Source organism: Ruegeria sp. ABV4_181 (assembly GCF_056158465.1).
This window is the reverse complement of record NZ_JBSWTI010000002.1, coordinates 3,402,250-3,414,629: the sequence shown is the minus strand read 5'-3', so window position 1 is coordinate 3,414,629 and position 12,380 is coordinate 3,402,250. Positions and strand designations below refer to the sequence as shown.

The 12,380-nt window shown below is 61.1% G+C and carries 11 protein-coding genes; 7 read left to right on the top strand and 4 right to left on the bottom strand.

The genetic code is table 11. From position 1 onward, the window contains the following. Positions 1-44: 44 nt before the first annotated feature. The 3 genes from ileS (at position 45) to ACXAC3_RS16980 (ending at position 4,038) form a co-directional block, all read left to right on the top strand. The gene (ileS, locus tag ACXAC3_RS16990) at positions 45-2,957 is read left to right on the top strand and encodes an isoleucine--tRNA ligase (RefSeq protein WP_475162618.1); all 2,913 of its coding nucleotides are present in this window, start codon (positions 45-47) and stop codon (positions 2,955-2,957) included. An 81-nt stretch (positions 2,958-3,038) separates the two neighbouring features. Continuing rightward, a complete protein-coding gene (locus ACXAC3_RS16985) occupies positions 3,039-3,494 on the top strand; it encodes a methylated-DNA--[protein]-cysteine S-methyltransferase (RefSeq protein ID WP_475162616.1) in 456 nt (151 codons plus the stop codon). Between the two features lie 76 nt (positions 3,495-3,570). Then, a complete protein-coding gene (locus tag ACXAC3_RS16980) occupies positions 3,571-4,038 on the top strand; it encodes a hypothetical protein (RefSeq protein WP_475162612.1) in 468 nt (155 codons plus the stop codon). Here ACXAC3_RS16980 and ACXAC3_RS16975 read toward each other — a convergent pair. From ACXAC3_RS16975 to fsa, 4 genes are all read right to left on the bottom strand, one after another. Continuing rightward, positions 4,023-4,736 carry a CDP-alcohol phosphatidyltransferase family protein gene (locus tag ACXAC3_RS16975; protein ID WP_475162611.1) on the bottom strand — a complete coding sequence of 238 codons (714 nt, stop codon included), beginning with the start codon at positions 4,734-4,736 and terminating at the stop codon, positions 4,023-4,025. The two genes, ACXAC3_RS16980 and ACXAC3_RS16975, sit on opposite strands and share 16 nt — an antisense overlap. An 86-nt stretch (positions 4,737-4,822) precedes the next feature. After that, positions 4,823-5,743, bottom strand: a complete 921-nt coding sequence (locus ACXAC3_RS16970; protein ID WP_475162610.1) for a tyrosine recombinase XerC — start codon at positions 5,741-5,743, stop codon at positions 4,823-4,825. Continuing rightward, positions 5,740-6,447, bottom strand: coding sequence for a DUF484 family protein (locus ACXAC3_RS16965; protein WP_475162607.1), 708 nt, complete (start codon positions 6,445-6,447; stop codon positions 5,740-5,742). Before ACXAC3_RS16965 ends, ACXAC3_RS16970 begins: the two co-directional genes overlap by 4 nt. Before the next feature lie 198 nt (positions 6,448-6,645). Further along, on the bottom strand, positions 6,646-7,299 hold the full coding sequence (gene fsa, locus ACXAC3_RS16960; protein ID WP_475162604.1) for a fructose-6-phosphate aldolase: 654 nt from the start codon (positions 7,297-7,299) through the stop codon (positions 6,646-6,648). Positions 7,300-7,390: 91 nt separating this feature from the next. Here fsa and ACXAC3_RS16955 point away from each other — a divergent pair, with 91 nt between their 5' ends. From ACXAC3_RS16955 to ACXAC3_RS16940, 4 genes are all read left to right on the top strand, one after another. Next, on the top strand, positions 7,391-9,586 hold the full coding sequence (locus tag ACXAC3_RS16955; RefSeq protein WP_475162602.1) for a primosomal protein N': 2,196 nt from the start codon (positions 7,391-7,393) through the stop codon (positions 9,584-9,586). An 80-nt stretch (positions 9,587-9,666) separates the two neighbouring features. Continuing rightward, the gene (locus ACXAC3_RS16950; protein ID WP_475162600.1) at positions 9,667-10,899 is read left to right on the top strand and encodes an MFS transporter; all 1,233 of its coding nucleotides are present in this window, start codon (positions 9,667-9,669) and stop codon (positions 10,897-10,899) included. Positions 10,900-10,965: 66 nt separating this feature from the next. Further along, positions 10,966-11,844, top strand: a complete 879-nt coding sequence (locus ACXAC3_RS16945; protein ID WP_475162597.1) for a 50S ribosomal protein L11 methyltransferase — start codon at positions 10,966-10,968, stop codon at positions 11,842-11,844. A gap of 99 nt (positions 11,845-11,943) precedes the next feature. Next, positions 11,944-12,288: a hypothetical protein gene (locus tag ACXAC3_RS16940; RefSeq protein WP_475162596.1), complete on the top strand. Its 345-nt coding sequence runs from the start codon at positions 11,944-11,946 to the stop codon at positions 12,286-12,288. Positions 12,289-12,380 lie beyond the last annotated feature (92 nt).

Below are 12,380 nucleotides of genomic sequence, written 5' to 3'. Positions count from 1 at the left end.
GCTTCGATCCATAAGACGACCAGATCATCCAAGGGACGCCCCCAATGTGCGCCGACACGACCCAAACACCTGATTACAAAGACACGCTGAACCTGCCCAAAACCGACTTCCCGATGCGCGCTGGCTTGCCCAAGCGCGAGCCTGCCTGGCTGGAACGTTGGGAGAAAATCGGCGTCTATGACCGCCTGCGCGAGAAAGAGGGGCGCACGCCCTTTACCCTGCACGATGGCCCTCCGTATGCGAACGGCCATCTGCATATCGGTCACGCGCTGAACAAGACCATCAAGGACATGATCGTGCGCAGCCACCAGATGATGGGGTTCGACTCGCGTTACGTGCCGGGCTGGGACTGCCACGGTCTGCCCATCGAATGGAAGATCGAGGAACAATACCGCAAGAAGGGCAAGAACAAGGACGAGGTGAACGTCGTTGATTTCCGTCAGGAATGCCGCAAGTTCGCCGAAGGCTGGATCGACATCCAGCGCGAAGAGTTCAAGCGCCTTGGCATTACCGGCAACTGGGTCGATCCCTATATCACCATGGACTACCACGCCGAAGCCGTGATCGCGGATGAGTTCATGAAGTTCCTGATGAACGGCACGCTCTATCAGGGGTCCAAGCCCGTGATGTGGTCGCCGATCGAGAAAACCGCGCTGGCCGAGGCCGAGGTCGAGTACCATGACAAGGAAAGCTTCACGATCTGGGTGAAGTTCAAGGTTGTGAATGCGGGTGATCTGGATGACGCTTTTGTTGTGATCTGGACCACGACCCCGTGGACGATACCGTCGAACAAGGCAGTCGTGTATGGCAAGGATATCTCCTACGGCCTGTACGAAGTCACCGGCACACCGGACGAATGCTGGGCTTCGGTAGGTGACAAGTTCCTGCTGGCCGACAATCTGGCCGCTGACGTACTGGGCCGTGCCCGTCTGAATGACGACCAGTGGGCCCGCGTGCGCGACGTGACCACGGCTGAGTTGGAAGGTGTTCAACTGACACACCCGCTGGCCGGGGCCGAAGGTGGCAACGGCGAGTGGGACGACATCCGCGACTTCCGCGCCGCTGAGTTTGTGACCGATACCGAAGGTACCGGGTTCGTCCACTGTGCGCCGTCGCACGGAATGGAAGAATTCGAACTTTACCGCGATCTGGGCATGCTGGAGCAGGTCATCACTTATAACGTGATGGACGACGGCAGCTTCCGCGCCGATCTGCCGTTCTTCGGTGGCAAATTTATCCTGTCCCGCAAGGGCGGGGAGGGTGACGCGAACAAGGCGGTGATCGACAAGCTGGTCGAGGCCGGCGGGCTGTTGGCGCGTGGCAAGATCAAGCACAGCTATCCGCATTCCTGGCGCTCGAAAGCACCGATCATCTATCGCAACACGCCGCAATGGTTTGCATCCGTGGACCGCAAGCTGGATGACGGCATGGGCGAGATGGGCGACACCATCCGCGAGCGTGCCCTGCGGTCCATCGACGAGCTGGTGAAATGGACACCGCGGACCGGCCGCAACCGTCTGTATTCGATGATCGAAACGCGCCCGGACTGGGTTCTGTCGCGCCAGCGCGCCTGGGGCGTGCCGCTGACCTGCTTTACCAGGAAGGGCGCTTTGCCCACCGACGCCGACTATCTGCTGCGCGACGAAGAGCTCAACGCGCGCATCAAGGCCGCGTTCGAGGAAAATGGCGCGGACATCTGGTACACCGACGGCTTCAAAGAAAAGATGCTGGACGGTATCGCCAACCCGGATGACTACGAACAGGTGTTCGATGTGCTGGACGTGTGGTTCGATTCCGGCTCGACCCATGCCTTCGTTTTGCGTGATCGTGACGACGGGACCGAAGACGGCATTGCTGATGTCTACATGGAGGGCACCGACCAGCACCGTGGGTGGTTCCATTCCTCGATGCTGCAGGCCTGTGGCACCAAGGGCCGCGCGCCCTACCGTAACGTGATCACACATGGCATGACCTTGGATGAAAAAGGTCTGAAAATGTCGAAATCCATCGGCAATACCATCGTGCCGGAAGAAGTGATCAAGCAATACGGTGCGGACATCCTGCGCCTGTGGGTGGCACAGACCGACTATACCGCCGACCAGCGGATCGGGCCGGAAATCCTGAAAGGTACCGCCGACAGCTATCGCCGCCTGCGCAACACGATGCGGTTCATGCTGGGCTCGCTTGCGGACTTCACCGAGGCTGACCGGGTCGCGCCCGAAGACATGCCGCGCCTGGAACGCTGGGTCCTCAGCCGTCTGGCCGATCTGGATGAGCAGGTTCGCAAGGGCTATGCGTCTTTTGACTTTCAGGGCGTGTTCAGCGCGGTCTTCACCTTTGCGACCGTCGACCTGTCGTCCTTCTATTTCGACGTTCGCAAGGATGCGCTGTATTGCGATGGCGACACCCTGCGCCGTCGTTCCGCCCGCACGGTTCTGGACATCCTGTTCCATCGCCTGACGACCTGGCTGGCCCCGGTTCTGGTTTTCACCATGGAGGAGGTCTGGCTGGAACGCTTCCCGTCTGACGACAGCTCGGTCCATCTGATGGATTTCCCAGAAACGCCGTCCAACTGGCGCGACGTGGAATTGGAAACCAACATGGCCAAGGTCCGCCGTGTCCGTCGCGCGGTGACCGCCGCGCTTGAGGTACAGCGTCAGGACAAGGTGATCGGTTCCAGCCTTGAGGCCGCGCCGATCGTGCATGTCGAAGATGCCGAAACCCGTGACCTGCTGGCCACCTTCGACGTGGACGACATGTGCATCACCTCGGGGCTGACTGTCACCGGCGACCCGGCCCCGGCCGAAGCGTTCCGCGTTCCGGAAATCGAAGGTGTCATGGTGCTGTTCGAAAAGGCGGATGGCAACAAGTGTCAGCGTTGCTGGAAAATCCTGCCTGACGTGGGCCGCCACGCCCATGGTGGCGTCTGTGGGCGCTGCGACGAGGCGCTGAGCTGAACATTTAACCCCCGGCTAATCAGTCGGGGGTTTTTTCTTTCACCGCTTGCACCGCCTCCAGCGATCTGAAACGCTGTGGCCATGCCGATGATCGCCGTTGAAACCCAGTTTGGTCGCCTTGGTGTCGAAGAAACCGACGGGGCCGTAACACGCCTTGTCTGGAACGGTCAGGATGACGGGCCGGACACGCCGCTGCTGCAAGAGGCCGCCGCACAGCTGACCGCTTATGATCAGGGACGACTGGACCGGTTCGATTTGCCCTATCACATTGCGGGTTCAGAATTTCAGCGGCAGGTTTGTAATCTGATGTTTGCCATTCCGCTGGGCGAAACCCGGACCTATGGGGATATCGCCAAAGAGCTGGGTCAGCCCGCGCAACCGGTGGGTCAGGCCTGTGGTGCCAATCCTATTCCCGTGATCATTCCCTGCCACCGGGTGCTGGCCGCCAGCGGGTTGGGCGGTTTTTCGGGTGCGGGCGGGATCGAAACCAAAGTTGCCCTGTTGCGCCACGAACGCGCCGCCGGTTTGCTGATCTGATCATCCGAAAACTGTTGCAATCCCGTTGGTTGAGGCCCAACTTATATCCGATGCTGAATGTAAAGGACCGCATTGAATGACTGCCCAAACTGACCCGGCTGCCCGGAAGCGGGCAATTATCGACCGATTGATGTCGCTGGAAGCGCAGGAACTGGCGACCGCGCAAGCCCATTATGATGCGTTTCTGAAGGACTCTCAGTTGGATGACCGGGAGGGGCATGACAAGGACGATATTGCCGCTTCGCGCGAAAACGCGGATCTGGCGGCGGCCTTCGATGCGCCCGTGCATGCCCACCACGCCAAGATCGACGTGATCGAAAACACCGATTTCAGCCTGACCGACACCGTACAGCCCGGGGCCGTGGTCAAATTCAACAATCGCCGTTTTGTTGTCTGTGTTTCGACCACCCGGTTCGAGGTGGACGGAAAAACCTATATGGGCATCTCAACCCAGAGCCCGATCTATCTGGCTATGGTCGGTCTGCAGGAAGGCGACGTTTTCACTCATAACGGCACCGAGTTCGAGGTTCAGGAAGTCCTCTGAGCCTGGCTTTTGCGCGGCGGGATTACCTGCTGCGCAATCCCTGCCGAAACCAGATACAGGCTTGTTATCACCAACCCCCAATGGGCCCAGCTTTCTGGGTGGAAATCGACCCAGGCGGCCCAGCCGGCAAAAAAGGTCCAGGCAAACGCCATCGGCAGGGTCAGGCTCCGCCAGCGTTCGGTGCGCACCGGATGCACGAATTTCAGCGGCAGGAACATCGCAACTGACAGCAGCGACACCAGCAGCAGAATGACCCAGAAATTGGGCTCCAGCGCGAATATGACGATCACGAACATGTTCCAGCATCCGGGGAAGCCGGAAAAGGAATTGTCCTTGGTCTTCATCCGCGTGTCGGCAAAATACATCGCGCTGGCGAAGGTGATGACGATGATTGCAAACCAGCCGGTCCAGCCGTCCATCAACCCGGATTTGAACAGGGCAAAGGCCGGAATGAACACGTAAGTCAGATAGTCGATGATCAGATCCAGAAGCACGCCGTCAAATTCGGGCGCATTTTTCTTGACGTGGTAATGACGGGCCAGAGGGCCGTCGACGCCGTCCACGATGAAAGAGACGACCAGCCACAGATACATCAGGCTCCATTTTTCCTCGACAGCGGCCAGCATGGCGAGCATCGCGAAAACGGCACCGGTGGCAGTAAACAAATGGACGAATAGCGCTTTGAATCTAAGTGTCATCCGTGTGTCTTGGACGATGCTTGCGCCAGATGCAAACCAAAAGCCCGTCTTCCTTGAAATGCTTTCCGTCAGGATGGTTTTGGGCGTCAGGCTTTCGGGTGGGCCCGGTTATAGACCTCCATCAACCGCGCCGAGTCGACGGCGGTATATGCCTGCGTGGTCGACAGCGAAGCATGCCCCAACAATTCCTGAATCGCGCGCAGGTCGCCGCCGGCCGACAACAGATGTGTCGCAAAGCTGTGGCGCATGGCATGCGGCGTGGCTGTTGCCGGCAGGCCAAGCTGCATGCGCGCCTGCGCCATCACGCCCTGTACAGCCCGCGGGTTCAGCGGACCGCCGCGCACGCCGCGAAACAGGGCCTGGTCACCGGATTGCGGGTGCGGGCAAAGCTGAAGATAGCGCGCGACGGCGGCCCGGGCAGCGGGCAGGACCGGGACGATCCTTTCCTTGTCGCCTTTGCCGACAATGCGCAGCGTGTCGGGCAACGGTGCGTCCGCGCCTGTCAGCGACAGGGATTCGGATATCCGCAGCCCGCAGCCGTAAAGCAGCGTGACAACGGCCACGTCGCGGGCGGACACCCAGTCCCTGGTCGATTGAACCTCAACCGTTTCGATCATGGCGCGTGCGGCGTCCTCGGCCAGCGGGCGCGGCAGCTTTCGGGTGAATTTCGGGGCGCGGGTGGACAGCACGGCAGTGGGTTCAAAGCCCTCACGCTCGGCCAGCCAGCGGTAGAAGCTTTTGACCGCAGACAGCTTGCGGGCCAGCGACCGTGCGCCCACGCCCGATGCGCGCTGATCAGCCATCCAGGCGCGCATGTCCGGCACAGTGATCCGTGCCAGTGCCGCCAAGCCCTGCCGGTCCCCGTGATGCAGGGTCATGAAGGACAGGAATTCGGTGACGTCGCCGCGATAGGCTTTCTGCGTATTCTCGGACCGCCCGGCAAGCGCCCCCAGACTGTCCAGCCAATGCTGCAAAGCATCGCGGCAGGCTGGGGAAATCAGGCTCACGACAACCAGTGCCGCATCGACCGCTCGAACACGCCTGCGAAGAAGGTCAGAAGATCGGTGCCCAGTTGTGGCGTAAAGTGGTTGGGATCCCTGGCGCCCATGACAATCATTCCGGGCAAACGGCCTTCACCCAGGTTCAGCCTGAGGCAGGCCTCGGACCGCAACTGGCCGGCATTCGCCCCGAAAATTCCGGGCGTCGGGTGACCGATCTTGCGCAGGACCACGTTGCGGGCCGGGCCGCCGCGGTCCTGACTGAGATAGGCATCAATCGTGCCGGGGGCGACGACGGTCAGAACGCCGCCGAGCTTGTCGATGGCCGGGTCGTCCTGCATCGCGGTGGTTTCCAGAACCAGCGTAATGTGGTCGACGCGCAGGATCTCGGCCACGTCATTGCCAAGCGTGCGCAGGAAATCTTCGAATTCGACCGGTTCCAGCAGCCTCAGGATGGCGCGGTGCACCTGATTGGTACCGGCCAGGTTTTCATAGGCCGCTGCAATGACCGAGCGATGGGTGTCCTCAAGCCGGTCCAGCCGGGCTTCGAGCCGCTGCATCGCGATGCCGCGCAGGTCGATCACGTTGTTGCCACGCGCCTGCTCATTGGCTGCGACCAGCGCCTGCATCAGGTCCTTGTCGTCCAGAACGGCATCTGGTTCGGCCAGAATCGCCGCGCGGAGATTATCCTTGAGTTTGATGTTGCTGCTCATGTCCCGTCCGGTCTTTTTTTGTTGAGCGGCTTATAACATGGCTCGCCGGATTTGCCTTGGGAAAAATGCACGTAAAAGTGGATTTAAAGCGGGATTGTGTCGGATAGGCTCCCGCCTGCAACACCCTGATCAATAGATCAGGTTTTGCCGTTGGGCCGGGCGCGGCGCCGTTCCGGCGCCGCGCGGTCGCAAGGGATGTCAGAGGATTTTCTGACCGGTTTTGGCCCAATCGGACAGGAAGGCATCCAGCCCCTTGTCGGTCAGCGGGTGGTCGGCCAGTTTCTTGATCACGGCGGGCGGCGCGGTGATGACGTCAGCGCCGATGCGCGCGCTGTCGGTCACATGGTTCACCGAACGGATCGACGCGGCCAGGATCTCGGTCTCGAACCCGAAATTGTCATAGACCTGACGGATATCCGCGATCAGGTCCATGCCGTCGAGGTTGATATCATCGAGACGGCCGATGAAAGGCGAAATGAAGGTCGCGCCCGCCTTGGCGGCCAGAAGCGCCTGATTGGTCGAGAAGCACAGGGTCACGTTGACCATCTGGCCTTCGTCGGTCAGCGTCTTGCAGGCTTTCAGCCCCGCCCATGTCAGCGGCACTTTGACGGCAATATTGGGGGCGATCTTTGCCAGCTTGCGGCCTTCGGCGATCATGTCGTCGGCCTCGGTGGCGACCACTTCGGCCGAGACCGGACCGTCGACCAGATCGCAGATTTCCTTGGTCACTTCCAGAATATCGCGGCCCGACTTCAGGATCAGCGACGGGTTTGTGGTTACGCCGTCAACCATGCCCAGATCGTTCAGTTCGGCGATGGCGTCGATCTCGGCTGTGTCTACGAAGAATTTCATGAGGGCAGTCCTTTGATGGGTTGGCCTTGGTCGCGGATGGCTTTACCTCAAAGAGACCCGTGCTGAAACCCCTGCTGAGGAAACACGTGCTTTGAGCGCTCAGGAATACTTTGATCAAGGCGAGCTGGTGGCGGTTCTGACGACGCAGCCGCTGGACCGGACGCTGGATTACAAGGCGCCAGAGGGCGGGTGTTTTCTGGGCGCCTTTGTCGAGGTGCCGTTGGGGCCGCGTAAGGTGCTGGGCGTGGTCTGGGGGCCGGGGCAGGGTGGTTTTGACCTGTCCAAGGCCCGGTCCGTGATCCGGGTGCTTGAGGTCGCGCTGATGCGCGAAGAGATGCGCCTGTTTCTGGGGCGGGTGGCCGATTACACGCTGACGCCGATGCCTGCGATGCTGCGGCTTGCAACGCGTGCGCCGGGGTTGAGCGACCCGCCTTCGATGCGCAAGATTTACCGGCTGGGATCGGGGGAGCCGGACCGGATGACCGACGCGCGGACCCGGGTACTTGAGGTGCTGCGGGATTATGGCGGTCTGGCTTTCACGCTGAAGGAACTGGCCGAGCAGGCGGGCGTGACCTCGTCGGTCGTCAAGGGTTTGGTCAAGCAGGGCGCTGTGCGCGAAGAGGACAGCCCAAGGGATCTGCCTTATCCGCACTTAGATCCCGATCTGCCCGGCAAAGACCTGACCGAGGATCAGGCCGCGGCAGTGGTGCGCTTGCAGGACGGGCAGCGGACGGGGGACTATGGCACGACGCTGCTGAAAGGCGTGACGGGCTCGGGCAAGACCGAGGTGTACCTGGAGGCCGTGGCCGAAGCGCTGCGGCAGGGGCGGCAGGCATTGGTTTTGCTGCCCGAGATTGCTCTGACAGCCGAGTTTCTGACCCGGGTCGAGGCGCGGTTTGGTGCGCGTCCGGCCGAGTGGCACTCGGGTGCGACAATGACCGAACGTCGCCGGGTCTGGCGGATGGTGGGGCAGGGCGATGCGCAGCTGGTGGTCGGTGCGCGTTCGGCGCTGTTCCTTCCGTTTCGCAATTTGGGGCTGGTCGTGGTCGATGAGGAACACGATACATCCTATAAACAAGAGGACGGCGTGCATTACAGCGCCCGGGATATGGCGGTGCTGCGCGCCGCCATTTGCGGGGCGCGGGTGGTTCTGGCCAGCGCGACGCCGTCGCTGGAAAGCTGGGCCAATGCCGAGGCGGGCAAATACCAGCGACTTGACCTCACCGCGCGCTTTGGCGCGGCGGTGCTGCCCGAGATGAAGCCCATCGACATGCGGGCTGAGCAGATGCAACCGGGGACGTGGATATCTCCGTCGCTGCGGCAGGCGGTGCGGCAACGGATCGAGCGGGGCGAACAGTCGCTGTTGTTCATCAACCGCCGCGGTTATGCGCCGGTGACGCTGTGCCGGGCCTGTGGGGAACAGATCGCCTGCGACCACTGCGATGCGCGGATGGTCGAACACCGGTTCCTAAAGCGTCTTATGTGCCACCAATGCGGTGAGACCAAACCGATGCCCGAGACCTGTCCGTCCTGCGGGGTCGAAGGCAAGCTGGCGCCGGTGGGGCCGGGGATTGAGCGGCTGGCCGAAGAGGCCGAGGCAACCTTCCCCGAGGCCAATATCGCGATGCTCAGTTCCGATTTGTTCGGCTCGGCGCGGGCGCTCAAGGCCAAGATCGAAGAGATCGCCGAAGGCGACGCCGATATCGTGATCGGAACGCAACTGGTGGCCAAGGGGCACAATTTCCCCAAGCTGACGCTTGTCGGGGTGATTGACGCCGACCTCAGCCTGCACGGGGCGGATTTGCGCGCGGCGGAACGGACATTTCAACTGATGCGGCAGGTCGCGGGCCGCGCGGGCCGTGCCGACAAGCCGGGGCAGGCGCTGTTGCAGACATTCCAGCCCGAACATCCGGTGATCCGCGCCATTCTGTCGGGGGATGAAGAAGGTTTCTGGAAAGCCGAGGCGGCGGGGCGACAGGCCGCCGGGGTGCCGCCTTACGGGCGTATGGCGGGCATTGTTCTGTCCGGCCCGGAGGTCGGTCCGGTATTCGATATCGGCAATGCGATGGCGCGCAACGACGCCCCTCTGCGCCAAATCGGGGCGCAGGTCTTCGGCCCGGCCCCCGCGCCGATTGCGCGCATCCGTGGACGGCATCGGGTAAGGCTGCTGGTCAAGGCCCCAAAAGGCGCACCGATACAGGATGCCGTCGCACGCTGGATCGCGCCCCTGCGGCTGAAGGGCGATATCCGCCTGACTGTGGATATTGATCCGCAAAGCTTTTACTGACCTCTGCATTCACGCAGACCGGCTGTGCGCGGTCCGCTTCCCTCTCGCCAAACCGCTGAAATGGGCGTAGAGGGAGTCCCATGCTGAAACCCATGCCGCTATCCGAGGCGCAGAGCCTGCCGTTCTGGCGCCGTCCTGTGACGCTTCTGTTCGTGATGGCGCTGACCATGCCCATCGCGTTCAACGCATGGAGCGCGCTGTTGAACAATTTCGTCATCGAAGTGGCGAATTTCGACGGTGCGGATATCGGATTGCTGCATACCGTGCGCGAAATTCCCGGCTTTCTGGCCGTTGGCGTGATCGCCGTGATCCTGTTCGTCCGCGAACAGGTTCTGGCCATGATCTCGTTGATGATGCTGGGCGTTGCGACAGCGGTGACGGCTTGGTTTCCCAGCCTCGGCGGGTTGTTGTTCGTCACCCTCTTCAGCTCGATTGGCTTTCACTATTACGAGACGGTGAACCAGTCCCTGCAACTGCAATGGTTGCCCAAGGACAAGGCACCGCAGGTGCTTGGATGGCTGGTGGCGATGGGGTCAGCGGCCACGGCGGTGGTCTATGGCCTGATCGTGCTGACCTGGGATCGGTTCGACCTGTCTTACAATTTCGTATTCATGGCCGCTGGCGGGGCGACAGCCTTGCTCGCGCTGTTCTGTCTGTTTGCCTATCCGCAATTCGACGCCCCCACGCCGCAGACCAAGAAACTGATCCTGCGCAAGCGGTACTGGCTGTATTATGCGCTACAGTTCATGGCGGGTGCGCGACGACAGATATTCGTGGTCTTCGCGGGCTTTATGATGGTCGAGAAATTCGGGTTCGAAGTACACGAACTGACCAGCCTCTATCTGATCAATCTGATGATCAACATGCTGGCCGCCCCTATGCTGGGCAAGGCAGTGGCCCGGTTCGGCGAGCGGCGCACGCTGATCTTCGAATATGCCGGGCTGGCAATTGTCTTTGCAGCCTATGGCGGCATCTACTGGTTCGGCTGGGGCGTGGTTCTGGCAGCGATCCTGTATGTGATCGACCATGTGCTGTTTGCGCTGGCGCTGGCGCTGAAAACCTATTTCCAGAAAATTGCCGATCCCGCAGATATCGCGCCAACGGCGGCTGTTGCATTCACCATCAACCACATCGCGGCCGTGTTCCTGCCCGCGCTGTTGGGCTTGCTGTGGGTGGTCTCTCCTGGTGCCGTCTTCGCGCTGGCTGCTGCTATGGCCATGATTTCGCTTTTCCTGTCCCTGCTGATCCCGCGCCATCCCGAACCCGGCAACGAAACCAATCTGGCGAAATACGCGCCCGCACCGGCAGAGTAGGCGCTAGCGCTTGACCTTGGCGGGCCCGCGCCCTAGGCGCTGTGTCAATCGACACAGGAGGCCCCCATGCCCACATTCACCGCGCTTACAACTCTGACCGGCAAGAAGGCCGCCGATGGTCTGGGCGAAGCGATGGAACGTCTGGTTCCTGAACCCACCGGTGTCGGCGTGTTCGAGGTCGAGGACGGCTCGGGCCTTTGGGAAGTGGGCGGGTATTTCACAGAAACCCCGGATGAAACCGCGCTGGCGGTTCTGGCCGCCGCATTCGAGGCGAAACCCTTTGTCGTGTCAGAACTGCCCGAGACCGACTGGGTCGCTCATGTGCGCCGCGAACTGGCCCCTGTCGAGGCCGGTCGGTTCTTTGTCTACGGCAGCCACGATGCCGACAAACTGCCCGACGGCCGCATCCCGTTGCTGATCGAGGCCGCAATGGCCTTTGGAACCGGTCACCATGGTACGACTCTCGGCTGCCTCAAGGCGCTGGACCACCTTCTGAACGAGAGGTTTACGGCCAACAGGGTGGCGGACATCGGTTGCGGCACAGCCGTTCTGGCCATGGCCGCCGCGCGGGTCTGGGACGGAGATATTATCGCCAGCGATATCGACCAGGTGGCGGTAGATGTTGCCGAGGCCAATCTGAAGGCAAACGGAATGTCCGGTCAGGTCCGCTGTGTCGAGGCCGCCGGTTTTGACCATCCCGACCTGCAGGCGCGCACGCCCTATGATCTGATTTTTGCGAATATTCTCAAGGGACCACTGGTGGCGCTGTCCCCTGAAATTGCCGCGAATTTGCGGGTTGGCGGCTATGCGATCCTGTCGGGAATCCTGAATGAACAGGCCGAAGATGTGGTTTCGGTTTATTCTCAAAACGGGTTCAATCTGGTCCGAAAGGACGAAATTGGTGAATGGACGACGCTAGTCTTAAGCAATCAGGGCTTAAATTAGGCCATTTGCAGGAGTTTTCTGGAGTTTCGCCTCTTTTTTGTCGCAATCTCTAATTACCGTCAGAACGTGGATACGGGGGGCGGTTTTTTGGAGGCTGCCATGACGGGAAAACAACTGGAGTTCGATCAGCGCGTTCATCGCCTGAATAAGAAACACGCCAAGCTGAGCCGCGGTTATCGCGCGACGATGCGCAAGGATGGCCTTGTGGTGATGAAGCCGCAAAGGGTCAAATCTGCGGTTCCGGCCAAGGTGCTGTTGATGTGCCTGTGCGGATTGTTCGCGTTCAAGACATTCTTGCTGACCAGCCTCGGGGCGTCAGCCTATGAATATCGGGTCGACAGCCTGGCGCAGGGCACGTCTGTCGAAAAGGCGGGTGCTTGGATTATGCAGATTGACCCGGTGTCGGAATTCATGGCGGCCCAGATCAGCCAGTTCATTCACTGAATTTTACGTCTCTCAGACGAGAAACGCCGCGCATCTTTCGACGCGCGGCGTTCCGCTTTGCCCCCGAGGGAGGAGAGGGGCGTGTGAGTGGT